Here is a 25,163-nt window from a genome sequence, read left to right as displayed (position 1 = left end):
AAAAGTAGTTAGGAGTGAACCATGGCTTTAAGTAAATGCTCGGATGTCGTAAATTTGAGAAAAATATTCAGCGAAGCCAACCCGGAGCTGGAAAAGAAATTTACGGCAAGTTTATCCGGTGACTTAGAAAAAATATACAATAAAGTCGTCAGTACCAGTTGGGCGCCGGAAGAAGAAGTCGCCCAGATTTATTTTTTCGCTGCGCAGATTTTATATCCAACCAATCCGGACCGGCTTATTCTGCTGGGAAAAGCAATGTCGTATAAAAGTTATACGGGGATATATAAAGTGTTTTTGCGTATTCCGAATATACAATTTATTGTTAAGCGCGCAGCCGGTATTTGGAAAACGTATCATGATAAAGGTGAGGCCAGTGTCGAGAATATAACGAAAAACAGTGCGGATTTTGTTGTGAGGAAATTCCCGGATTATCCGGAGTATTCCCGGGAAATTGTGAAAGGCCATCTCTTGATTCTATTTGAATTGACCGGGCACAAAAATGCAGTCGTTATTTTTAAGGAAATAGATTCACAAGAATTGCGCTGGCAAATGCAATGGTAAGTTGTCCGGAATAGGTATTCACCTGATGCCGGATTTTGGCAAGGGGGAATATCCGGTTGTCTGTTTTTATCGACGTGCTTCTTTTTTTGATAGACCTTTTTTGCGGTCATTTAGCTCTTTTGTAATACCTTTTCCAGTAAATTTAATCGGATTTAAGTATTTATTATTCTATGAAATATAGTATATTGGTGGGGAGTTTGGGGATGTTTGAGTTACCTAAATAAAGGAAAAGCCTGTCACATGACTAAGAAAATCCAAAAAAGTACGAAAAACAAGGTGGAAACCAATAAGGCGCCATCTTTTGAAAAGGCGTTGGAACGGCTGGAAGAGATCGTGAACCAATTGGAAGGTGCCGAGGCGCCGCTGGAAAAAGCATTGTCCCTGTATGAAGAAGGGGTCGGTCTGGCGCGAACCTGCTCAACACAGCTCAAGGCTGCCGAGCGCAAGGTGGAACTACTCGAGGATAAAGGCACTAAGCTGCGGAGTCGTCCTTTTGAAGATGAATTAAATGGCGCAAGCGCTTCAAAAATCGTAGAAGACGAGGATGAAGACGATGACGAAAACGAAAGCGACAAAGAAGATGAAGAAGGCGACGAAGACGAAGATGAAGATGAAGATCAGGAAAGCCTCTTCTAAGTCAAACAGAGCATCTCGCAAAACCGTCACGAAAGCGGCGGTTAAAAAGAAGTCCTTGGTGAAAGATGACAGCCACTTTAACCTAAAAACCTATTTGGCTTCCCGGGGGAAGCTGGTTGACGAGGCCTTAAATCGTTATTTGCCGCGTAAGGATTATTTTCCGGCGAAATTGCATGCTGCGGTTCGGCACAGTATGTTTTCTGGGGGTAAGCGTTTGCGTCCGATTTTAGTGATCGCCGCAGCGGAGGCTTGCGGGAGCACGGCCCAAGCGGTGATGCCGGCGGCATGTGCATTGGAATGCATCCATACCTATTCACTCATGCATGATGATTTACCTGCGATGGATGATGATGCGCTGCGTCGGGGGCAGCCGACCTGTCACAAAATTTTCGGCGAAGCAGCCGCGATTTTAGCAGGGGATGCACTTTTGACCTTTGCGTTTGAGCTGATGGGGAAATTGGAATTTTCTCCCAAAAAAGCGGATGAGGCGGAACAAGTCATAGCAGCGTCGCGTATTCTTGCCAAGGCAGCAGGCATGGCAGGTATGGTCGGCGGCCAGATGGCGGATATTGATGCAGAAGGCCAGGATATTAATCTGCCCATGCTGCAGTATATTCATACGCATAAGACCGGGCAGCTGATTCAGGCGGCACTTAAAATCGGGGGATGTCTGGCCAAGGCGTCATCTGAAAAAATGAAAGCACTTTCAGTCTATGGCGAGACCATTGGCTTGGCTTTTCAGATATCGGATGATGTTTTAAATGTAATCGGAGAAATGCGCGATCTTGGCAAAAGTGTGGGAACAGATGAAGCCAGAGGCAAGGCGACTTATCCGGCACTGTTCGGGCTGGAGGAATCTAAAAAACATGCGGAGACACTTATTGCCAAGGGATTGTCAGCGCTTAAAGTTTTTGGGAAAAAGGCGGCGCCATTAACGGCGATTGCAAACTACGTAACAGAACGCGAGGTGTAGCATATTGGAAAAAGGTATTTGGATGTTGCAGGAAACATGGATTGCTTTAAGTACGGTAGTCACCAGTCATTTTTTTATAACGGTATTCACTGCCTGGCTTTTCGCCTCCTTTGTTAAAGTGGTACTCCATTTAATTAAAGCGAGGAAATTTGATTTTAGACTTCTGGTGGATACCGGACGCATGCCCAGTTCGCATTCGGCATTTGTCATGTGTTTATCCACCGTGGTGGGGTTGGAAACCGGTTGGGACAGCCCGTTGTATCTGTTTGCCCTGGGATTTGCCATTCTGGTCATGAATGATGCCTCCGGTGTACGCCGGGCAGCCGGCCATCAGGCACGGATACTCAATGTGATATTAGACGACATGTCCCAGCATAAGCATATCAGCCAGGGAAGGCTCAAGGAATTTCTGGGCCATACCCGGCTGGAGGTCATGGCCGGTGCGACGATTGGTGTTATGTGGGGTCTGTTTTTTTATTAATTTAAGGAAGGGTTTTGCCCTTAAAGCAGGTGTTGCTCGATTATGTCTCTTTTGGAAAAAATCAATTCTCCGCAAGCTGTCAAAAAGCTCACGGTCGCTCAACTCAAACAATTGTCGGAAGAAATCCGGGTATTTATGGTTGATGCGGTTTCCAAGACCGGTGGGCATCTGGCGTCCTCGCTGGGCGCAGTTGAGCTGACGTTGGCGCTGCACCATGTTTATCAGACACCTCAGGATAAAATTGTCTGGGATGTTGGGCACCAAACATATGCGCATAAAATAATAAGCGGACGCCGCGATCGTTTCGCAACCTTGCGCCAGTACAAAGGGCTTTCCGGATTTCCCAAACGCGAGGAGAGTCCTTATGATACGTTTAATACGGGCCATTCCTCCACGTCGATTTCCGCTGCGCTGGGGATGGCACGGGCACGTGATCTTACCAAATCCCCACAAAAAATTATTGCAGTCATTGGTGACGGGTCGCTTTCAAACGGCACGGCTCTGGAAGCACTCAATGATGCCGGGCATAAAAAAACCGATCTGCTGGTTATCTTAAATGATAACCGGATGTCGATCTCCCGTCCGGTGGGGGGACTCTCCAATTATTTGAATCAGATTATTACCGGACGGATGTACAACCGGCTCAAGTCGCAAGTCGAGGGGATGTTGGCTGCTATTCCGGCAGTGGGTAAGACTGCCCTGGGTTTGACGCATTATCTGGAGGAAGCCACCAAGGGGTTGATTGTTCCGGGTGTTCTTTTTGAAGAACTGGGATTTCGTTATCTGGGTCCGGTGGATGGCAATGATGTCGAACAAATGATTTCAACCTTGAAACGCGTCAAGGATTTTTCCGGCCCGATTCTATTGCATGTTCTGACGCAAAAAGGAAAGGGGTTCTCTCCGGCGGAACAAAATCCAGTGGCTTTTCACGGCACACCCAAGTTTGACGCCCGGACCGGACAGTGTCGCCTAAGTCCTCAGCTTACATTTTCTCAGGCCTTTTCACAAAGCCTGTTGCGGCTTGCCAAGCAAGATAAAAAAGTTGTCGCCATTGTGGCGGCGATGACCTCAGGGACGGCATTGGATGAATTTGCAGAACAACTGCCGGAACGTTTTTTTGATGTGGGCATTGCCGAGGGACACGCGGTCACCCTGGCGGCCGGTATGGCCAGTCAGGGATATAAGCCGGTTGTTACGATTTATTCGACATTTTTGCAGCGTGCCTATGACCAGATTGTACATGATGTCTGTCTACAGAATCTTCCGGTGGTTTTTGCACTGGATCGTGCCGGGCTGGTCGGCGAGGACGGTCCGACACATCATGGTGTTTTTGATATTGCCTATCTCAGGCATATTCCGAATCTCGTTATCTTTTCTCCCGGTAATGAAAGTGATCTGGCCGGAATGTTGAAAACCGCACTGGCCAGGCGGGGGCCGACAGTCTTGCGGTATCCGCGCGGTGCCGGTGTGATTGGTAAAGTGGGTAAGACCATTACCGCTGTTCCGGTAGGCAAGGCCAAAGTACCGGCTAAGGGCAGTGCGATAACGCTATTGGCAGTGGGGAATATGGTGGAACCTGCGCTGGCTGCAGCACGGGTATTGGAAACCAAAAAAATTGCAACAACGGTGGTTGATGTGCGGTGTATCAAACCGCTGGATACGCAGACTTTGCTGCGGGAGATCAGGAAAACCGGCAAGGTGGTTACCATCGAAGATCATGTTTTGTCGGGTGGTTTTGGCAGTGCTGTTTTGGAGATGCTGGCATCTCAGGAGATGACGGCCATCAGCATTGCCCGGCTGGGTCTGCCGGATGCATTTGTGGAGCAAGGATCGATTTGTGAGCTTTTTGAGCAATACGGGTTGACTTCGGAGGGAATTGTGCGTGTTGCACTTTCTGTTTTGGATAAGAAGCGCTTAAAAATGAAAAAGACCGGGAAATCCGGCACGAAGAAATGAATAAAGTCAAAAAATGTCGGGTTGATCAATTGGCGGTTGAACGCGGTCTGTTCCAGAGCCGCAATCAGGCACAGGCCGGAATCATGGCGGGCGAGCTTTATTCGGATGATAGTATGTTGAGCAAGCCGGGTCATCTGGTCAAAGCGGATATACCGCTGTCCCGCAAAAGCCGGCGGCAGCGGTATGTCGGTCGCGGTGGATTCAAACTGGAGGGCGCGCTCAAGGATTTTCAGTTTGAGGTGCGCGACATGGTTTGTGTGGATATTGGGTCTTCGACCGGCGGGTTTACGGATTGCCTGTTGCAGCATCATGCCGTCCGTGTGCATTGTATTGATGTGGGCAAGGGTCAGCTGGATTTTAAAATTCGGAAGCACCCTCAGGTGACTGTCTCGGAAGGTGTGAATGCACGGTATCTCAAACCGGAAGATTTTGCAGAAACGTTTGATCTGGCAGTGATTGATGTCTCGTTTATTTCATTGACCAAAATTTTACCGGCAGTTTCAGAATTACTGGAACCCCAAGGCGGAAAAATAATTGCCCTGATTAAACCGCAATTTGAGGTTGGGCCGGCCGCGATCGGCAAAGGCGGCATCGTACGCGACAAACAGGCCAGAGATGGTGCGGTGCAGCATGTTTTGCAGTGTCTGCCGGACTGTCATTTGAAGAAAATTAATGTGCGGCCCAGTTGCATCAAAGGGACCGACGGTAATCAGGAATTTTTTCTTTTCGCGGAGCGTAGGACATGATACTTGAAATTTCCGTAAAAAATATTTCGCTTATTCCTGCATTGACACTGGCGCCGGATGAGGGTTTGAGTATTTTGACCGGTGAAACCGGTGCGGGGAAATCCATTTTACTCGGAGCATTGTCGCTGCTTTTAGGCGAGCGCGCTTCTGTGGATTTGATCCGGGCGGATTGCGATACCGCTACGGTGGAAGGCCTTTTTCGCCTGGAGATGCAATCACCGGTACATGCGTTGTTGGAGGAATCCGGTCTTGAACCCTGTGAAGATAATCAACTTGTAATCAAAAGGACGCTGGCACGCAATGGCCGGAGCAAATGTTTTATCAATGGCGGCTATACAACCCTGGCAATTTTGGAGCGCATTGGCGAGGAATTGGTTGATCTGCACGGTCAACACCAGCATCAATCGTTGCTCCAGCGTCATCAGCAACGTGATTTACTTGATGCCTGGGCAGGCCTGGAGACGCTGCGTAAACAGGTGGCGGATGTCTATGGGGAATTGCGTGCTTCGCGGGCAGCGCGGGAGCAATTGGCCATGGATGAGGCGGAACGCGTACGCCAGCTTGATCTTTTGGTCTATCAGATTGAGGAAATTGAAAAAGCCCGGATTCAACCCGGCGAGTATGAACAGTTGCAGGAAGAAAAAAATAAATTGGCCAATGCCGAGCGGATGCTCGCCAATGTCATAACCGCCCTGGATAGTCTTCATCGCAAAGAAGAAGGCTCAGCGCGTGAGAGCCTTACGCAAGCGGTGAATGCAATTAGTGATCTGGCGCGTTTTGACAGTCAGATGGGCTCCCTGGCAGATGATTTGCGGTCTGCCGAGGTCTTGATCACGGACGTGGTTGACCGGTTGGCGGATTTTTCTGAAGGATTTGAGGCGGATCCGGCGCAACTGGAAACAGTGGAAGAACGTCTGGATGTTTTATATAAATTGAAGAAAAAATACGGCGAGTCGGAAGAGGCCATTCTCGGGTTTTATGAATCAAAGCTGGTGGAAAAAGAGAGTTTGACCCACAAAGATGAAGAATTGGAGCGGCTTGCCCAAGAAGAAGCGGCCTTGAGCGCGGATTTGTCGCAAAAAGCAAGAGAACTCTCGGGAAAAAGGCGTGCAGCGGGTAAGGAATTGGCAAAGGCCCTGGAACTTGAATTAAAATCACTGGGATTTAATCAGGCGATGTTTGAGATTCAAGTTGAACCGCGTGAAGATACCGGCGGATGGATCAGCTGGGATGGAAAACACTATAAATGCGGACCGCATGGCGCAGATGATATTCAGTTTTTGATTGCCCCCAACCCCGGCGAGGAGGCCAAGCCGGTATCCAAAATAGCCTCAGGCGGGGAGCTCTCCCGTATTATGCTGGCAATTAAGGTAATTGCGGCATCTGCCGCGCGTGTACCCACCATGATATTCGATGAGGTGGATGCCGGTGTTGGCGGCGCAACCGCAGAGGCGGTTGGACGGAAACTAAAGGAATTGTCGAAACACCGGCAGGTTATGGTGATTACCCATCTTCCCCAGATAGCGCGTTTTGCCCGGAGTCATTTTTTAATCAGTAAGTATGTGGAACAAGGTAGAACCATTTCTCAGGTGAGTCCGCTGGATCGAGACGCGCAAGTCAAGGAACTTGCCCGGCTTATGGCAGGTGACCAGATCACAGATACTGCACTTAATCATGCCCGGGAACTTATAGAAAAATCCTAGCATTTCATCGCCGAGACGCTGAAGACGCAGAGAAAACCACAATATTTGAAGGTTTAAATTATACTTTTGTCCAAATTAAGTAATACAGACGATGCTATGACCGGTCAGAATACTTATTTTTAAAGAAAAAACACACATCATCAATAGAGGTATAGCCTTCGTGGGCCATATCGTCAAAACTTGCTTGGTTATGTGGTGACAGTGCCGGTTTTTCTTTTAAAAATAAGCATTTTGACCGGCTTTGTAACAGGGTGTTAGTGTTTGAATTATATTTAATATTTTTTAACAAGCGATTTTCATAATAAATATTTTCATCTGTGTTCTCAGCGTCTCAGCGGTGAACACAGAGAAAATCAAAATAGTTATAGTTATTATTCAGTAAAATATTTGTTTTTAAATGATTTTCTCTGCGTCCTCAGCGCCTCGGCGGTGAATGCTTTTCAAGTGATTTTCGTTACTCGTGCTCTTGACAGTCCACAGGCCCAATGCTAGAGTAAATCCTTTCAAAATCAGCTTGAACCCACGAAAGGAAGGTATAAACGTCTTTTCGTGACGAATTGATTGTATGAATCAGGAGATGGTTTTATGACTTTTCGATTGAAAATTGATCCGGATCGATGCAAGGCCTGTGAAATGTGCATTGCAGTCTGTCCGAAAAAAATAATCCGGTTTTCGGAGAAGATTAATAAAACCGGGTTTCGTGTCGTCGCGTGTGTGGATGAAGATAGCTGTACCGGCTGCCAAGCCTGCGCCTTAGTATGTCCTGAGGTGGCAATTGAGATATTCAAGGAGACCGAAGCATGAGCGAAGCGGTTTTTATGAAAGGTAATGATGCCATGGCGGAAGCTGCCATTCGGGCAGGGTGTCGTTTTTATTTTGGTTACCCGATCACACCTCAAAATGAGGTTCCGGCATATATGTCGCGCCGCATGCCGGAGGTGGGCGGTACTTTTCTACAGGCAGAATCAGAACTGGCAGCCATCAATATGGTTTTTGGGGCAGCAGTTGTGGGTGCGCGGGCGATGACATCATCCTCTTCACCCGGGATTTCTCTGAAACAGGAAGGGATTTCCTATATGGCCGGCTGTGAATTGCCGGGCGTGATTGCCAATGTTATGCGGGGTGGTCCCGGTCTGGGTAACATTTCTCCGTCCCAGAGTGATTACTGGCAATCCACTCGCGGCGGCGGACATGGTGATTACCGGACCATTGTGCTGGTACCGCATACAGTGACTGAATTGGTTGAATTGACCATGGATGCTTTTGATCTGGCTGATTTGTATCGCAATCCGGTTCTGGTTTTGGCGGATGGTTTGCTGGGGCAGATGATGGAAAAAGTCGTGTTTCCTGATCCTGAGACCCAGCGTCTGCGTGGATTGCTTCGGGGCAGGGAATTGCCGCCCAAGGACTGGGCTTTGACAGGTGCCAAAGGCCGGAAACCACGGCTCATTCGCTCGCTGTTGATGGAGCCGGGTGCTTTGGAAGCGCATAATTATAAACTTGGGAAAAAATATGCAGAAATTGAAGCTAATGAAACCCGGGTGGAAATGACCGGATGTGAGGATGCGGAAATTGTTTTAACCGGTTATGGCAGTAGTGCGCGGATTGCCAAACAGTCCCAGGAGTTGCTCCGGAAAAAAGGCATTAAGGCAGGTTTGTTCAGGCCTATAACAGTGTGGCCTTTCCCGACCCGGGAATTGACCGACTTGGCAAAACGGCTTTCTAAGTTTATCGTGGTTGAGATGAGCATGGGTCAATATATTGAGGATGTACAACTTGCCATTGCCCGGGAAAAGAGTCTTAAAGATGTTGATATCCGTCTGATTCAGAATCCGGGCGGCGCGATCCCGATTGCGGAAGATATTGTGGATCAGGCGATGGAGGTGCTGCGATGAAACAGGAACCGGTTTTTGTCCGCACCCAGGGGCTCAAGGATGCGGTCACTTTATATTGTGCCGGATGCGGGCATGGCGTGGCCCACCGGTTGGTGGCGGAAGTGCTGGAAGAAATGAATGCGCTGGAGCGGACCGTGGCGGTTGCCCCGGTCGGTTGTGCGGTCTATGGGTATGATTATTGGAATTTTGATACCACTGAGGCGGCCCATGGCCGGACACCCGCAGTGGCTTCTGCGATTAAACGTGTTTTACCGGATAAACTGGTCATGAGCTATCAAGGTGATGGTGATCTGGCTTCCATCGGTATGGCCGAGATTATTCACGCAGCCAACCGGGGGGAGAAGATTACGGTTATTTTTATTAATAATACCAATTACGGCATGACCGGTGGGCAGATGGCGCCGACAACGCTGGCAGGCCAGATTACGACGACCACACCCCGCGGCCGGGATGTTGACTCTGCCGGTGCGCCGATGCTGATGGCGGAGATGCTGGCAGCACTACCGGGTGTCGCTTATTCTGTTCGGGGTGCTTTGCATAAACCGGGTTTGGTACGCAAAGCTAAATCCTACATTCGACGCGCGTTTGAAGTGCAGGATGCCAACCAGGGTTTCTCCATCGTGGAGTTGCTCTCACTGTGTCCCACCAACTGGGGAATGAACACGCTAAAAGCGGTTGACTATATGGAAACCGAAATTATGCAGGTGTTTCCCGTGGGTGTTTTCAAGGATGAACAATTCCGGGAGGCGGCGTCGAGTCATGTTTAACCGGATCATTATTGCCGGCTCAGGCGGGCAGGGCATTCAATTTGACGGGCAGCTGCTGGCCCGGGCGGCAGTGCAGCAAAACCTGGTGGCAACGTATGTGCCTACCTATGGCGCCGAACGGCGGGGCGGTCCCTCATTTTGTTACGTGGTGGTCGCAAATAAAGAAGTCTACACACCTATTTTTAAGCATCCGGATATTTTGATTGCATTTGATCAGCGGGCGCGCAACACCTATGGTGCACTTATCAGGGAAAACGGAAAAATATTGGTTAACTCAGATCTGGCCTCGCAACCGGCAGAAAATGAAAGTTCGGAAGTAATCTCGATTCCTGCATCAAGTATTGCCAATAAGATTTATCCGGAGAACGGGCCCTTGAATTTGGTTATGCTGGGCGCTTTTCTTGCCATCGTCCCCGGTGTACATATGGAACCGATCCGGGAAATACTTCAGCACCGGTTTGCCAACAAACAGGAACGCCTGCAGGTTAATTTGGTTGCTTTGCAAAAGGGCACGGAAAGTGTGGCAGGGAAATGATGATCCGCAAAGCAACCTTGGAAGATGCCATTGCCATCCATCAGCTGATAAACAGCCGGGCGAAAAAAGGTGAAATGCTGGGAAGGTCCTTGTCGGAGATTTATGAAAACATCCGGGACTATTTTGTTGTGATTGCCCGCAATACGCTGGTCGGAGTCTGCGGGTTACATATCAGCTGGGACGACCTGGCGGAGATTAAATCACTGGCAGTCAAACCTGCGTATCAGGGAAAAGGGCTGGGACGGAAATTGGTGGAGGCCTGTTTGGCAGAGGGACGGGAATTGAAGATACAGCAGTTTTTTGCTCTGACCTATGTTCCGGTTTTTTTTAAAAAGCTTAAATTTAAGCGGATCAAACGGGAAATATTGCCGCACAAGGTTTGGAGCGACTGCATCAAGTGCCCGCATTTCCCCAATTGTAATGAAATTGCAGTTTTGCTGGACCTGCGAAAAGTAAAAAAACCTTTGAAAAAAAAGAAAAAAGGGTAAAAAGTCTCTGGATAACAGGGCAGTGACTTTTAAGAAAAAAATCTTGACTTGTTAAGAAATTTTAGTATTATTGTTTTTCCTTAGTTGTTGGGCAGGATAATATTACATGAAAATTGAGCAGTTGAACAATAGACCGCAATTGAACCTTTGGTTGCTCAATTGCTCTAAATTTTGTGAAGCAAAATTTTGGGCGAATAGCTCAGTTGGTTAGAGCACCTGCCTTACAAGCAGGGGGTCACAGGTTCGAGTCCTGTTTCGCCCACCAGTTTTTTCGTCCTGGGGATGAAAAAGCAGAGCAATTGAGAGTAAAAATTTGAAAGTAGGGAAAACTCGAATCTGGAGAAGTTAAACATTGAACAGCGGATCAGCAGAACAGCAGAGCTGCTCACTGTGTTCGCGGGGTTGTAGCTCAGTTGGTTAGAGCGCCTGCCTGTCACGCAGGAGGTCGCGAGTTCGAGCCTCGTCAACCCCGCCAGAAATAAAAACCCCCGCACCTTTCGGTGTGGGGTTTTTTATTTCTGAAGCCCTAAACCCTACGTGGTTTAGGGCGGTCTACTGCTCAACTGCTCTATTGTTCGTGTTTTTGAGCTTTTTAAGGCATTGTGGGCGTGAGGAACTCCACACCTCCCCGGTTTTCTTTGATTGACTTGAAGCCGTTGCGGGATGCCCCGGATTTGCGTTCGTAAGCAGCGCAGCCCAGGGCGGCATCCCGCTCAGCAACCAATTGGGCATTGAGAGCATCTCCGATAATGGAATTGATTTCTTGGGCAAAGACAGCCTGGATCGTTCCGGGTTGGATACTTTCACGGGTGCGGTTTCTGAGCTGTTGGTGAGTTTGTTTTTGGATTATTTGTGATACACTTTTCATGGCGTACACGTCGTTTGGGTTATGAGTTTGTAGCTCCATAACCAGTGTGCGCTCTAAGATGAATTCACACCCAAAAATTTAACACAACCGGATTGATCAATCGGTTGAAGATGTACTCAGTACGAACAAAGTTTCGCAAGATGCTGTGAAAAAAGCATTGATGTAAAAGGAATAGAATTATGCTTGAACTTCAACATTATTTACACGAGGCATTTGGTACACCAAAAGCAATCAATAGCAAAAAGACGATTTCAATGTCTATTCGGTTTGGACAAAAAGATTTTGAGTCTGTTTTTGATCCCCGTAATGAGCGTGTGAAGTTATATGGTGTGACGATTGCTGATATACAAGCTCAATGTTCTCCGCCTGTATCTTCTGCAAATGCTGATCTGGTATTTTCAAAGATTATTGTGTACACCACGCAGGGGGATGATCAAGCTTGGCAAGAAATAGGTTTTGTCAAAGAAGGGAAGATTAATGGTTTTTTTAAGAGTCATCTTGACTCGGTAATTTGGTCTTTTTTTTTGTCTGACCATCGGGGGCAAGATGATCGTGCAGGTGAACAAAATAAGATCGTCACATCTGTTCAATCAAAACCGGTGATTGATCCGGCTCGGATACAAAATGATTTTGATGTGCAAATAGCCAAAACAGAAGATGCCGCCGGATTGAGCGGCTTACTCAAAAAAATATTTTCTGATTATCCATCTTCTTTGGAACCGGCAACGATTGCTCAAAATATTCAAAATAAGGATTCGTTATTTTTGTTTGTTGAAAACGAAAAAAATGAAATGATCGCTTGTGCTTCAGCTGAAATCGATCATGGACGAAAAACAGCTGAATTAACAGATTGTGCAACCGATCCGGACTATCGTGGACATGGTTTGATGCTGGTTTTGCTTGGAGAACTTGAACGGGTTTTGAAGGACGTATTTGGAATTGTTGATTACTATACACTTTGTCGTGCGCCTATTGTTGGCATCAATGCTGCTTTTGCAAAATTGGGTTATGGCTATGGCGGGCGCTTGGTGAATAATTGCCGCATGCCAACCGGTTGGGAATCAATGAATATCTGGAATAAAACTATAGTATGAAGGATGAAATATGACGAATAAAGATTTATCAAATCATCAGGAAACGATTGCCAATAAGATTGATCAAACGAATACCACTGATCAGTGGAATGATTGGCGTTGGCAATTAAAGCATCGCATTACTTCGGTTGCTTTGTTTGAAAAGCTACTGGATGTTCGATTTACCACTGAAAAAAGAAAAGATTTGGAAGAAACACTGGAAAAATTTCCGCTTTCGATTACACCTTATTATTTATCGCTGATTGATAAAGCAGATCTTGAGAATGATCCTGTTTTTTTGCAATCTTTTCCTTCTATTCACGAACTGGAAAAGGTTCAGTATGACATGAATGATCCTTTGGCTGAAGACAAAGATTCACCTGCGCCGGGTATCACGCATCGTTACCCTGATCGTGTTCTTTTTCTGATCAGCAATATGTGTTCGATGTATTGCCGACATTGCACCAGAAAGAGAAAGGTCGGGGATGTTGATTTTATCCCTGATCGTAAAACCATTCAAGCAGGATTGGATTATATTCGCCGAACACCACAAGTGCGTGATGTATTGCTTTCCGGTGGTGATCCGTTGATGTTAAGTGATGATTACCTCGATTGGATTTTGACAGAATTGCGTTCTATTGACCATGTAGAAGTTATTCGGATAGGGACACGTATGCCGGTCGTTTTGCCTTATCGTATTACCGATGAATTAGTAAATATATTGAAAAAACATCATCCGCTTTGGATAAACACGCACTTTAATCATCCAAGAGAAATCACCAATTCTTCTAAAGAAGTATTGGCCAAATTGGCTGATAGCGGAATACCACTAGGTAATCAATCAGTACTTTTAGCTGGTGTTAATGATTGTCCAAGGATAATGAAGCGGTTAGTGCATAAACTCGTACAGAATCGTGTGCGTCCTTATTATCTATATCAGTGTGATTTGGCCGAAGGATTAAATCATTTCCGTACACCGGTTGGCAAGGGTATGGAAATAATGGAAAATCTTATTGGTCATACCAGCGGTTTTGCAGTGCCTACTTACGTTATCGATGCTCCTGGAGGTGGAGGGAAAATACCTGTTATGCCTCAATATCTGATCAGTTGGTCTACGAACAAAGTTATTCTTCGTAATTTTGAAGGTGTTATTACAACCTATAAAGAGCCGGATTCTTATGAACCGGTATTTTGTGATCGCAAATGTGATAACTGTCAGCTTCAATTAAATCTTGATGGTGCTGCCAATGAAGAAATCCAAGCTATTGGTATTTCGAAGTTATTATCGGATTATGATAAAACCATTACGCTTACTCCGCAAGATAACGAACGTCATGAGAGGCGATAATGCAGTCTTAGAGAGAAAATCGGTTTTTTAGGTTTGTGTAGGTTTTATTTCAATGAAATAAAATAAAAATAATTAATTCAGTCTATAATAATGGACGATCACTATATGTAAAAGCTAATTTGAGCAGCCGGTTTTTCTTGGCACCAGTTGTGAAACTCGTCTACTCGGCCCCGCCAGAAATAAAAACCCCAGTCCAATAAGGACTGGGGTTTTTATTTCTGAAGCCCTAAACCCTACGTGGTTTAGGGCGGTCTGCTGCTCAACTGCTCTATTGTTCGATTTTCGTGAATTATCGAGTCAATTTAAATTGAGCTGGCTGGAGATTTTATGTTCTGGTTACCCAAGCAAGAAACAGAAAATTGGAGATCGCAAATTGCGACCTCCAATCGGGAAGCGTTGCTTGGTGCTGGTATTTGAGCATCCGAAGATTGAACGGATTTTATTATCTGGAAATTAGCGTTTTGAAATGGTAGGAATAGTGGAGTGTTATTTGAACATTTGAACTCCGGCAGTGTGCCACGAAGTTTCGTAAGAGATGAAGGGGTCGGTCCTTCGGCATCGGCTTGCACGAGCAGGTGCCAAACCGCCTTGAGCTGCTGTGTTCAAAAGACATGGTGGTGAGCGTCAAGGTGAGGTATGAACAGAGAAGATGAACGAAAGTGAACCACTGATAAAGTGTCGAAAGTCAAAATGATGATGTCAAAACCAAGGTGTTGCTGGAATCTTGGGACAAGCATAGCGGAAACGTGTTTACTGGCTGTGCGGCATCCGGCATAGAGGTGGCATGAGCTCTGTTCGGGCTTTTACGGAGAACGTGGGAACCTATATCATGATGTAAAGGGAGCCATCCAAGCATCGTAGCACGGTGTTAGGTTGTGAGTACCAAGGCATGATATAGGGGCGATCGGTTCGTAGTAGTGAAGAAGCTTCTGTAATGGAAGTTTCGCTGCGGGACCGAACTGTTCAGCTTGGTGACTATTGTCAACTGTTGAAAAACCGGAGGAACTTTAGTCATGAAGCAAGTCATTATGTTAATCATAATGGCCGAACAGTAAGAGCCGTATGAATTGAGAGATTTAAGTACGGTTCTGTGAGAGCCTGGAAGTGAGATGCCTCTGGGCTACTCGACCCTAGCACGAGCTGGCCGACCTTTTAGCCCTTCCATAACTGCTGCCATTTTTTCTTCCGATGTCCATTTTTTGCCTTTGCTCACTGTTTTGTCTCCTGATTTTGAGGCTCTTAGCATAGCAGATTTCTACTATTTAGTTTTGTCCGATTATAACAGGGGTCGAAATGTTTTTAATCGTAATTTAATTTAAATGGTGTTAACCTATGGATATTAATTAGCAAAATTAAGGAGTGAATAAATGAAAAAAGTATTTCGATTTGTAGTATCAATTTTTGTATTGATTTTAATTGTCTCTGAAGTTTCTGCTCTCACTTACACAGTTACTAGTACAGCAAATGATGGAACAGGTTCCTTGCGCGAAGCTATAGGTTTTTCGGATCTCAGCACAAGTGTAACTGATACAATTGATTTTAATGTATCTGGTCCAATCACATTGACTGCTGATTTATCTATATCTGATCAAGTGATTATAGAAGGTTACGGAACCACAATTCAGTCAACCGGAACTTCTTCAGGAGTAACATTATTATATTTTGATACTGGTAGTAGTAATTCAATTATTAATGATTTAGTGCTGATTAATAGTGAGAATGCAATTCAGACAAATTTTACTGGAATATCTGGAATAACTATTACGGGTTGTTTGATCGGCACGGATTATAATAGCGCAACAGATCAAAGTAATTCAAACGGTATATATTTTCGTTCCAGTCCAAATAATATTATTGGCGGATTGATTGCAGCGCAACGAAATGTAATTTCTTGTAATATTAATGCTGGGATTTATTTATGGGGACAGTCTGATTCGAATTCTATTTGCGGGAATTATATTGGAACCAACATTGATGGGAGCGCTGGTTTAGGAGTACAAGCAACGGGCATACATATTAATGCAACGGTTAGTGATTTATTGGTTGGTGGGTTAGTAGCTGGTGCTGGAAATATAATAGCAGGTAATTCTAGTAATGGTATTTACATTGCTACTACAAATGTTGGAGATAACAATCGGTTTGTAGGCAATTATTTTTCAATCAATGCTACTGGAGATGCAGTGATTTCCAATGGAAATTGGTCAATTTTTGTAGGTGGTAGTGATGGAATCTGGATCGAAGGTAATAGTTTTGGTAAGGGGATACTTATGCGCCAAAGCGCTATCAATGCTTCCAATTTAGCTCAATACAATACCTTGGTTAACAATCGTTTTGGTATTTTGCCGGATGGTAGTACCACAGCGCTGGCTTATGCAATTGATATATATGGTGGAGCGAATAATTATATTGGATTAACTAATGGTAATGGCAATTTGTTTTCGAGTGCTACTGGCAGTGCTATTTGGTTTAGAGATGGGTCAGTAGTAATTTCTACGAATAATGAGAGTAATGGAAATACCATGGTAGCTTGCACGAATATGATTGTAGATAGCAGTAGTGCACCCGGTACTGCACCTGTGATCAATTATGCTGCAGAAAACATTGTGGTCAGCGGCATCTCAGGTGCTAATGATTATATTGAAGTATTTGTAACTACAGATGGTAGTGATACTCTGCGTTTTGTGGGTTCTACGACTGCTGATGGTTCAGGTTTCTGGAATTTTAATCCAGGTACTAGTTGTTTAGATGGTGAAACTGTAATCGCAACTGCAAAAGGCGGAACGAATAATACATCAGTTTTTTCAAATACCCAGATAGTTACCAATGTTGCACCCACAGTTACTAATACTAATACTAATACTGCAACTCAAACATATACGCCTACTTTGACAGCTACACCTACAGCAACCATTACAAATACACCAACCGCAAGTCCTACAGTTACTATAATTGAGGCCTCAATGACTATAACTTTAACCACAACTCCTATCAATGCTTTGGCTGGGTTGGATTTGAACGGGAAAAAAGTATTAGCTTATCCCAATCCTGCTAGCGATGAAGTTAAATTTTTGATGCATCTGGATAATGCTGCTAGTATAGAGATTGTGATTTACAATATGTCCGGAGAAAAAACTATTACTGTAACTGAGGAGTTATTAGCAGGGCACGGACAGGTAATTATCTTGGATAGTCAAGAGTTGGCCCCGGGCTTTTATATCGCGAAAATAAATAAAAATGGGAAAAAATTCGAAGTACTTAAGCTTGCAATTGTACATTAAATGTACAGAGACAGTATTTACCTGACACATTAGATTTGGCAGGGACAACACTAAGCCGCCAATTTCATGCGGCATTCGCCGGACAGGTCCGGCCCCAGGTGCGAAACTCGTCTACTCGGCCTCGCCAGAAATAAAAAACCCTGCACCGAAAGGTGCGGGGTTTTTTATTTCTAAAAAATATTAAAGAGACGCGTACGATCTCCCAAGTTCCTTTATCTGACGATGCTGATTTTAAGCTTCTCCCATATCCGGCCATCTAGCTTAATCACAGCCATATAAACTCCCGGTGCGATATTCTCACAATTCCAGGGAAGTATCCGGGTTTGATCCAAACGCTGTCTTAATATCGCTATCCGCTCACCGGTAAAATTATAGAAATTAATTTCAATTTCAGAGCCGGCCGAAGTTTGAAGTTGAAAATAAATATGCTTGTTGCCCGGATTGGGAAATGCCAATACGTTGCGATCACTAAGCGGGGCGGGAGACGTGGGCGAAGGCGTGTGATAGGGGGCGTGATAGGGGACGTATTTGAAATAAGGAATTAAGCAGTGATTCGCTACCTGAGTTAGAATATTCAGATAACACACTTATTTGATATGGGGACGGGTCTGTAGGGAACGGTTTGAAACCGTTCCCTACATTACAAAAACACCCGGGCGTGACGAGAAATGTGGGACGGTGTTAGGTAGTAAGGTATTCAGCATATATTTGAGAATCATGCACCTGATAACCTAACACCGCCCTGCATTTTTTTTTGCGAACTTTGCGTGAAGAATGATTTGAGGTTTTAGCGGCATCCTTGACAGGATGCTTCGACTATCATTTTGTAAATAAAGTTTGTTGAAGTGATTAGGTGAAATTGGAATTAGGAATTGGATATCGAAATCATTGTTTTGAAATAGTGCGGAATAAAGAAATTGACGCTTTTTGGCAGGAATGATATGGTTGCTCTTTGTGCGGAGGCGCGTGATTTTTCATGCGCCTCTTGGTATATTAAAGCATCTGATCGTGAGATTTTATTATTACGCATAATGGGGGGCGGGAGTGAACATGGAAAATACTGACTATAAAGTCCATTTCTTTAAACCGAGAACTGACCATGCCAAAGCAAATATGAAAATCATAAGCACGATGGTCGTGATCTGGGCGGTTGCGGTATTTGGTTTTCAAATTTTATTAAAAGTGATTGAAAAACCGACGAAAGAAAAAAGTCTTATTGCTTTTGAACAAGTTTGGGAGACTGTTGCCGCAGGGTCGGCGACACCTTCAGAAACACAAGCTTTTTCAAGATCATTGTTAGCTGTTTTAGGGAAAACAGTAAAAAAAGCAGACCGGGCGGTTTTGGTAAACGCTTTGAATTGGAGTGTTTATAGTCTTTCGCCGGATGTAACCAAAGCGCAAGCATCGGAGCACCTTGGTGTGACTGCGGAAAGCCTTGAAGCGAAACTGCTTATGGTAGAACTTTCTGAAACCAGAGTTGATGCCATGGGTCAAGATGTGAAAGACCGGCTGCCTGGAATTATGGGCCTTTATTTAACCCATAATCAATCTGTTCTTACGGATGCCAGGTTCTTAGGATTTCCTTTTCATTATTGGTATACTGCCGAATTTTTATTAATTCTGTTTGTATTAATGTGTCTGTCCTACTGCATTTTAATTGATCGCGTTCACAAAAAATATCAAATCATAGAAGACGTGTGATGGGGAGAATGATAATGAAAAGTTTGCTTACGCTATTGTTTTTGAGTATACCTGCTTTTTCCAATGCGGCGAGTGTGACGGCATTGGAAGGGAGTTTTAAAATCGGACCTGCAATTATTTTGATTTCAATGTTGGCTTTATTTATTGGTGTCGGCTTGTTTCACAAAGCAAAAGACACCAATGATTACTGGGCGGCAGGACGGAAAATATCCCGCGTTGGTTCCGGAATGGCCATAGCAAGCAACTGGATGAGTGCCGCGTCATTTCTTGGGATGGCCGCCATTATGTATGGTTCTGGATATCACGGATTATCCTATGTTGTCGGTTGGACCGGCGGGTATGTTTTGTTACTCATCTTAATGGCAGGTCAAATCAGGAAATACGGAAGATTCACAGCGCCTGATTTTATTGGTGACCGATACTACTCAAAAGGGCTTAGAGCTTTTTCCGCAGTCGTTGCCATCTTAATATCTTTTTCATACTGTGTCGGACAATTTGGCGGCATCGGACTTATGTTCAAGTGGGTCCTTGGTGTGGATTATGCGTGGGCGGTACTTATCGGTGCTTCGGTTGTGCTTGCCTACACGCTTATTTCGGGTATGTTGGGTGTGACCAAAAACATGCAGATTCAATATGTTATTATTATTATTTCATTTATGATTCCGTTATTCCTGCTGACATTTAAATTTGATTATTTTTGGCTGCTGCCCCAAATTGGTTATGGTTCTGTTGTGTCTGATATTGTTCAAGGCATTCCCATTCCCAAGACCGTCGACCAGGTGTCTTTGCTGAATGTGTATGGCCATGGTTTTGCCATCATGCCAAGTCCGGAATATGCCATGCCCTGGGATTCTGCAACCGGTAAAACATTTTTTCAATGGATTGCCACCTGTTTTTCACTCATGATCGGTACTGCCGGTCTTCCGCATGTTATTCAGAGGTTTTATGTTGTGCCAAAAGCTTCGGATGCAAGATGGTCGGTTGTTTGGGGATTGTTCTTTATCTGCTTGTTGTACTGGAGTGCGCCGGTTTATTCCGCTTTTGGAAAGATTTTGTCTTCAAATCCGGAAGTTGGAAAATTGGCCAAAGATGCGATTGTTGTTTATACCGCCCAATTGGGGGATATCAATCCGCTTATTGTGGGGCTTTTAGCTGCCGGGGCTATTTCAGCTGCTTTTTCCACTGTCTCAGGTTTGTTGGTTGCCGGTGCTTCGGCCTTTTCACATGATCTCTATTTTAAAGTATTAAATCCAAACGCATCTCCGGCAAAACAATTACTCATGGCCAGACTAGGAACCGTCATCATGGCGGTGGCGGTTGCCGTGGTCGCATTGATGAAACTGGCACTCATTGCACAATTGGTTGCATTGGCATTCTCTTTGGCGGGTTCTACGATATTCCCGTTATTCTTGCTGGGGATTTGGTGGTGTCGATCCAATAGAGCCGGAGCGATTGCCGGTCTGAGTGCCGGTATGGCGGTCGCTTTAATTTCATTAACCTACTTTGTGGCCGGGAAATTCGGTGTAACCTTGCCTGCGCATGCATTTATTTCTTACTGGCTGAATGCTTGGTATTTTGCGTGGATTGGTGCACCGGTTGCGATTATAGTTAATATTGTTGTTTCGACATTTACGGCACCCACTCCGGTTGAGATTAAAAAATTCTTAGTTGAAAAAGTACATGATTAGAGGGACGAAAAGACTGTTGATCGTTTTAGTAACGATTTCAGTCATTGTTGGTACGGGTGCTTATTTTTATTACCGAAGCGTTAACCAGGCGGAAGATTCCCGGGTTGCAGAAGCCCGGCATTTGTTTGCCAAATACAGCCGGCTCATTGAGGAAAAAAAATACCCCTTGGCGTTTATTGTGCTTGATGAACTTGAGGGGCTTTATAAAAATACTTTTGGATATGCTGATTCTTATGAACCGGGCATTGTTTATAACAATCGAACTGCAACATACTTGTTAATGGCTTTATATGATAAAAATGTAGGGGCGGCCGAGCGGTCGCCCCTGCTTATAAAAGCGGAACAAACGGCTTTGACCAGCAATGCACTTTATGAAAGATGGCTCAACACCTATGGCGAACTCAATGCCGAAGAGATCAAAACAAAAATCGAACCCTATTTTCAGACGAATAAAAGGGTGTTGCATAAAAGAATAAGTGAAATTGAGTTGGCCCAATTAGAAGTAAAGCGGAGATTGTCTGTCAGCTATACTAATTTAGGGATCGTCCATAGGCACCAAGGTCAGCTCGAAAAAGCAGTCGCGAGTCAAAAAAGAGCCTTGGAACTATGGCCGGACAATCACACGGCCAAGAATAATTTAAATGTTTTATTTGGTAAAAAACCTAAAAAGCGTTCTGTGATTGATCAATTGTTTCCCAAACAAAGAAAAAAAGCGCCTGAAGAAATAAGTCCGGAAGAATAAAATTTATAGTTGTTCCTTTTTTGTAAGGGGCCGGAATTAATTAGTTGACGTATCACTTCATTTCTCGATTCTATATTCAAATTATTTTTTTTATCCTGTATAATGCCAATCAAATGAAAAATATGATACTTTTTTTTTATGGCAGGAAGGATAAGCGCTGCGCCAAATAGGGTCACGGCTGGATTTTCGGGAAGGGCCGGTACGCTAAGTTGACAAGCTGACGCTGGTTTCCAAGCGGTCCTAAGATAAAAACTTTTTTAGGGAGCGTCATGGACAAGATAATGGTTTTTAATGAAAATGCTGAAAAATATGATGCCTGGTTTGATGAAAATAAAACAGCGTATGAGGATGAACTCGCAGCCTTAAGTGAATTGATTCCTCGTCAGGGGACTGGGCTGGGAGATTTGCGTCCCGGCTGGGGATTGCGGTCGGGGTAGAACCTGCTGCGCGGATGGCGGCTTTGGCCCGGCAGCGGGGAATTGAGATCCGGGAAGCGGCGGCCGAGGCACTGCCGTTTGGTGATGCGGAGTTTGATTTTGCGCTTATGATGACCTCGGTTTGTTTTCTTGATGATATTAATAAAGCGTTTGGAGAAGCCGGCCGTGTACTTAAACCGGCAGGAAGCCTGATTATCGGATTTATTGACCGGGAGAGCGAACTGGGAAAGAAATATAACGAAAAAAAATCCCAGAGCAAATTTTATTCCCGAGCTACCTTTTATTCAGTCAGGGAAATGGAAACTCATTTGAGCCAAGCCGGATTCTCATGTTTTGTCTACCGGCAGGCCTTATTTTCCGGCAAGAGCGAGGACAAAAGAGTGGAACCGGGATTTGGTTCAGGCAGTTTTATCGCTGTTCGGGCGATGAAAAAGTAAAAGTGAATATAATGAAAGCCAGGGAGTTAAATGCCGCACGCTTGTCTGGGGAACGCCATAATTTGGGACGAAAAAGGCTGGTCGTCAGCTTCCCCAGTTATTGTTTTGATGTTATAAAGGAAGCGGTTGAGACGCGGCCGGTGCCGCAGAATACACTATTAGATTGGACTTGTTGACCCATGACCTATAAAGAGTTGCAGGCTGCATTGGCAGTGTTTGGCCTTCGGGAAACTGCTACGCGCGCGGAAATTCAGGACCGGCACCGGGAATTGGTAAAGCAGCATCATCCGGATGCAGGGGCGCAGGAGCCGGAGAAAATGCAGAAAATAAATACCGCTTACCGGATATTGCAGGAATACACGGGGGCATACCGGTTTGCATTCTCTCAAGAAGAATTTTACCGGCAAAATCCCGAGGAAATGGTCCGCCGGCAATTCGGGAACGATCCTTTGTGGGGTACGGGAAAATCGCCCAAGCCGAAGTGAACAGTAGAGAGCGCACGTACCCTGGTTATCGTGCTAGCGCGAACACGATGGACAGCTTGCCCGGCGAATGCCGGGTAAGTCCATCGATGAAGCGAGTAAAAATATCGTCGATTGAAGGTGGAGCACCGAATTGATATTTCGGCAGATCGGTGCGACATCCTGCCGTATTTGGGGCAGGGCGAACATCTCCCGACAAAAATACCACGGGCAGCCTGCCCGGCGTACTTGTCCGGCGCATGCCGGATGCCGGGTAAGCCCGTGGATTTTTATCAAAAGGATAATACATGACTACTTTTCTCGCGATTATCATCCTCGGCATCATGGTTGCCAAAATTCTGGCGATTGTGATTGAGCAAAAGGGCCTCTATTTTCCTAAAAAGGAGATTGAGGAAACACCGAAGGATATTAAGGTGCGGTATGAAGATGTTTTTCTGAAAACATCGGATAAACAAATTCTGCATGCCTGGTATATTAAATCCCCCAAATCAAAACAAGCTGTGCTTTTTTGTCACGGCAATGCCGGAAATATGTCGGGCAGGCTGCATCGGGTCGCGTTTTTCAAGGAGCTGCGTGTTAATTTACTTATGTTTGATTATCGCGGGTATGGAAAGAGCACAGGCCGCCCGAGTGAAAAAGGACTGTATCGCGACGTGCAGACAGCTTACGATTATCTGATTCACGAAAGGAACATTGATCCGCAACAGATTGTTGTCTACGGCAAGTCGCTGGGGTGCGCTGTCATCGTGGATCTGGCACTGCATAATCCGGTAGGCTACCTGGTTCTGGAAAGTCCATTTGCCTCGGTTGAACAGGTGTCCAAGGAAATGTATCCTTTTCTCCCAATGTCCTGGTTGACGCAGCAAAAGTATGACAGTGTCAGGAAAATCCGGCATATTAAAACACCCAAGTTGATTATACATGGGCGTTATGATGATATGATTGCTTTCCGGCACGCCTCGTTATTGCATCAAAATGCGCTTCCGCCTAAAATGCTGTTGCCGTATGATGGCGGGCACAATGACATGGATTATGTCACTTCAGACGAATATCAGGACAAAATACAGGGAATTTTGAAATCCCTGGAAAAGTAATTTTTCCGAAGAAAGAAATCTGTTATGATATTTAAAAATTATTTTGTCAAAATTAAGAAAGACAGTACGCGATAAAGCCGGTCAGAATATTTTATGAATTAGGCCGGCAGTGATTAAAAATATACTTCGGTATGGGGGATGGGATGACGACACGTTCGGAGAAACCGGTTAAGTTTAATCTTTTTGCCTCGCCGGGCAATATCAGCACGCTGTGCCTGGTTTTTATTGCGGTGGTTCTCTTGCTGGCGGTATTCAAAGTCGGGTATGCGGTTATTATGCCGCCGCTGGTTGCCTGGTTTTTATCCTTGATGCTTGAACCGCCCATTGGCTGGTTTGTCAGTAAAAAAATTCCCCGCAGTCTTTCCATTGCGGTGGTACTGGTTTTGTTGATGGTTGCGATGTACTGGTTTGCGGTATTGCTTTCCGTCAATGCAGCCGGATTCATCAATCAGATGCCCGCCTTGCAGGGAAAGTTTTCCGCCATTCTTCAGGATATTCTCCGGCATGTTCCAGTACAGCTTAATGATAATATTGACGCCCAGATGAGCAAATGGCTGACCCAGGCGTTTGAATCTCTCATGGCGATGCTGGGTAAATTATTGGGCAGTCTGACCACCTTTCTTTCCAATTTGATATTCGTCATTATTATTTTGGCATTTATTTTGGTGGCCCGGCCCTATACCCAGCACAATCTGAAGCGTGCGTTTACCCGGGATGTGGCGGAACAGGTTAGTCGGATTACAGCGTCTGTTACGAATAAAATATCCAAGTATATCCTGATGCAGACCTTGTTGAGCATGATAACCGGTTTTTTGGTTTGGCTCTTGTGTGCGCTTTTGGGGTTGAAGTTTGCTTTTACCTGGGGCATGCTCGCATTTTTCCTTAATTTTATTCCCACCATTGGTTCGATTATTGCGGCCTTGCCACCGGTTTTGCTGGCATTGATCCAATTTTATCCCAATGTTTGGCCGGCGATTATTATCGTGCTGGTTATTTTGGTCATTAATCAAGTGATCGGGAATGTGATCAGTCCGAAGGTTATGGGGGACCAGCTGGATTTAAGTCCGATTGTAATTTTGATTTTTTTACTTTTGTGCGGCTGGTTGTGGGGTATCCTGGGAGCATTTTTATCTGTAATTTTTGCGGTGGCTTTGAAAATCATCTGTGAACATATTCCGGTGCTGCGGCCATTGGGTATTATGATGGCGAGCGGGAAGACACCTCGGGGGAAAAACTAAGACTTATTGCAAGTAGGATAAGCGTATTTAAAAATC

At 45.2% G+C, this 25,163-nt stretch carries 22 protein-coding genes, 2 tRNA genes and 2 pseudogenes; 24 read left to right on the top strand and 2 right to left on the bottom strand.

Features of this window, described 5'->3' with window-relative positions; genetic code table 11:
* Positions 1-21: 21 nt before the first annotated feature.
* The 14 genes and pseudogenes from K8S19_12155 to K8S19_12090 all read left to right on the top strand — a co-directional run bounded on the left by K8S19_12155 (position 22) and on the right by K8S19_12090 (position 11,216).
* A complete protein-coding gene (locus K8S19_12155; protein ID MCD4814427.1) occupies positions 22-561 on the top strand; it encodes a hypothetical protein in 540 nt (179 codons plus the stop codon).
* A 240-nt stretch (positions 562-801) separates the two neighbouring features.
* A pseudogene (locus K8S19_12150) lies at positions 802-1,059 on the top strand (exodeoxyribonuclease VII small subunit).
* Between the two features lie 112 nt (positions 1,060-1,171).
* Entirely contained in the window at positions 1,172-2,170 is a 999-nt protein-coding gene (locus K8S19_12145) for a polyprenyl synthetase family protein (GenBank protein MCD4814426.1), read from the top strand.
* Positions 2,171-2,192: 22 nt separating this feature from the next.
* A complete protein-coding gene (locus K8S19_12140) occupies positions 2,193-2,651 on the top strand; it encodes a divergent PAP2 family protein (GenBank protein MCD4814425.1) in 459 nt (152 codons plus the stop codon).
* A 42-nt stretch (positions 2,652-2,693) separates the two neighbouring features.
* Positions 2,694-4,607 (top strand): 1-deoxy-D-xylulose-5-phosphate synthase, encoded by a 1,914-nt coding sequence (gene dxs / locus K8S19_12135; GenBank protein ID MCD4814424.1) that lies wholly within the window; start codon positions 2,694-2,696, stop codon positions 4,605-4,607.
* Positions 4,604-5,353: a TlyA family RNA methyltransferase gene (locus K8S19_12130; protein ID MCD4814423.1), complete on the top strand. Its 750-nt coding sequence runs from the start codon at positions 4,604-4,606 to the stop codon at positions 5,351-5,353. Before dxs ends, K8S19_12130 begins: the two co-directional genes overlap by 4 nt.
* Entirely contained in the window at positions 5,350-7,056 is a 1,707-nt protein-coding gene (gene recN / locus K8S19_12125) for a DNA repair protein RecN (protein ID MCD4814422.1), read from the top strand. Before K8S19_12130 ends, recN begins: the two co-directional genes overlap by 4 nt.
* A 585-nt stretch (positions 7,057-7,641) precedes the next feature.
* Entirely contained in the window at positions 7,642-7,860 is a 219-nt protein-coding gene (locus K8S19_12120; GenBank protein ID MCD4814421.1) for a 4Fe-4S dicluster domain-containing protein, read from the top strand.
* Entirely contained in the window at positions 7,857-8,951 is a 1,095-nt protein-coding gene (locus K8S19_12115) for a 3-methyl-2-oxobutanoate dehydrogenase subunit VorB (protein MCD4814420.1), read from the top strand. The genes K8S19_12120 and K8S19_12115 overlap by 4 nt, the downstream gene beginning before the upstream one ends.
* Positions 8,948-9,718 (top strand): 2-oxoglutarate oxidoreductase, encoded by a 771-nt coding sequence (locus tag K8S19_12110; GenBank protein MCD4814419.1) that lies wholly within the window; start codon positions 8,948-8,950, stop codon positions 9,716-9,718. The genes K8S19_12115 and K8S19_12110 overlap by 4 nt, the downstream gene beginning before the upstream one ends.
* Positions 9,711-10,253 carry a 2-oxoacid:acceptor oxidoreductase family protein gene (locus tag K8S19_12105; GenBank protein MCD4814418.1) on the top strand — a complete coding sequence of 181 codons (543 nt, stop codon included), beginning with the start codon at positions 9,711-9,713 and terminating at the stop codon, positions 10,251-10,253. The genes K8S19_12110 and K8S19_12105 overlap by 8 nt, the downstream gene beginning before the upstream one ends.
* Positions 10,250-10,741 (top strand): N-acetyltransferase, encoded by a 492-nt coding sequence (locus K8S19_12100; GenBank protein MCD4814417.1) that lies wholly within the window; start codon positions 10,250-10,252, stop codon positions 10,739-10,741. Before K8S19_12105 ends, K8S19_12100 begins: the two co-directional genes overlap by 4 nt.
* A 188-nt stretch (positions 10,742-10,929) precedes the next feature.
* Positions 10,930-11,006: transfer RNA gene (locus tag K8S19_12095), tRNA-Val, on the top strand.
* A gap of 133 nt (positions 11,007-11,139) precedes the next feature.
* Positions 11,140-11,216: transfer RNA gene (locus tag K8S19_12090), tRNA-Asp, on the top strand.
* A 117-nt stretch (positions 11,217-11,333) separates the two neighbouring features.
* Here K8S19_12090 and K8S19_12085 read toward each other — a convergent pair.
* Positions 11,334-11,609 (bottom strand): hypothetical protein, encoded by a 276-nt coding sequence (locus tag K8S19_12085; GenBank protein ID MCD4814416.1) that lies wholly within the window; start codon positions 11,607-11,609, stop codon positions 11,334-11,336.
* Between the two features lie 179 nt (positions 11,610-11,788).
* On the opposite strand from K8S19_12085, the gene ablB reads away from it, so the two are divergent.
* The 3 genes from ablB to K8S19_12070 all read left to right on the top strand — a co-directional run bounded on the left by ablB (position 11,789) and on the right by K8S19_12070 (position 17,308).
* The gene (gene ablB / locus K8S19_12080) at positions 11,789-12,703 is read left to right on the top strand and encodes a putative beta-lysine N-acetyltransferase (GenBank protein ID MCD4814415.1); all 915 of its coding nucleotides are present in this window, start codon (positions 11,789-11,791) and stop codon (positions 12,701-12,703) included.
* Between the two features lie 10 nt (positions 12,704-12,713).
* A complete protein-coding gene (ablA, locus tag K8S19_12075; GenBank protein MCD4814414.1) occupies positions 12,714-14,030 on the top strand; it encodes a lysine 2,3-aminomutase in 1,317 nt (438 codons plus the stop codon).
* A gap of 1,367 nt (positions 14,031-15,397) precedes the next feature.
* On the top strand, positions 15,398-17,308 hold the full coding sequence (locus K8S19_12070) for a T9SS type A sorting domain-containing protein (protein MCD4814413.1): 1,911 nt from the start codon (positions 15,398-15,400) through the stop codon (positions 17,306-17,308).
* A gap of 212 nt (positions 17,309-17,520) precedes the next feature.
* On the opposite strand, the gene K8S19_12065 is transcribed toward K8S19_12070, so the two are convergent.
* Entirely contained in the window at positions 17,521-17,763 is a 243-nt protein-coding gene (locus K8S19_12065) for a T9SS type A sorting domain-containing protein (protein MCD4814412.1), read from the bottom strand.
* 595 nt (positions 17,764-18,358) lie between these two features.
* Between K8S19_12065 and K8S19_12060 the strand changes: the two genes are divergently transcribed.
* From K8S19_12060 to K8S19_12030, 7 genes and pseudogenes are all read left to right on the top strand, one after another.
* On the top strand, positions 18,359-19,009 hold the full coding sequence (locus K8S19_12060; protein ID MCD4814411.1) for a DUF4212 domain-containing protein: 651 nt from the start codon (positions 18,359-18,361) through the stop codon (positions 19,007-19,009).
* A 14-nt stretch (positions 19,010-19,023) separates the two neighbouring features.
* Entirely contained in the window at positions 19,024-20,697 is a 1,674-nt protein-coding gene (locus tag K8S19_12055; GenBank protein MCD4814410.1) for a VC_2705 family sodium/solute symporter, read from the top strand.
* A 16-nt stretch (positions 20,698-20,713) separates the two neighbouring features.
* On the top strand, positions 20,714-21,439 hold the full coding sequence (locus K8S19_12050) for a hypothetical protein (protein ID MCD4814409.1): 726 nt from the start codon (positions 20,714-20,716) through the stop codon (positions 21,437-21,439).
* Between the two features lie 269 nt (positions 21,440-21,708).
* Positions 21,709-22,313 (top strand): annotated as a pseudogene (locus K8S19_12045) (class I SAM-dependent methyltransferase).
* A gap of 179 nt (positions 22,314-22,492) precedes the next feature.
* Positions 22,493-22,798 (top strand): J domain-containing protein, encoded by a 306-nt coding sequence (locus K8S19_12040; GenBank protein MCD4814408.1) that lies wholly within the window; start codon positions 22,493-22,495, stop codon positions 22,796-22,798.
* A gap of 284 nt (positions 22,799-23,082) precedes the next feature.
* A complete protein-coding gene (locus K8S19_12035) occupies positions 23,083-23,889 on the top strand; it encodes an alpha/beta hydrolase (protein MCD4814407.1) in 807 nt (268 codons plus the stop codon).
* Positions 23,890-24,032: 143 nt separating this feature from the next.
* The gene (locus K8S19_12030; protein ID MCD4814406.1) at positions 24,033-25,127 is read left to right on the top strand and encodes an AI-2E family transporter; all 1,095 of its coding nucleotides are present in this window, start codon (positions 24,033-24,035) and stop codon (positions 25,125-25,127) included.
* Positions 25,128-25,163: the final 36 nt, after the last annotated feature.

The organism is bacterium (assembly GCA_021108215.1).
GTDB lineage: Bacteria > Oederibacteriota > JAAXVQ01 > JAAXVQ01 > JAUVAV01 > JAIORK01.
Note: the sequence above shows the minus strand (reverse complement) of the source record. Positions and strands in the feature narration are given on the sequence as shown.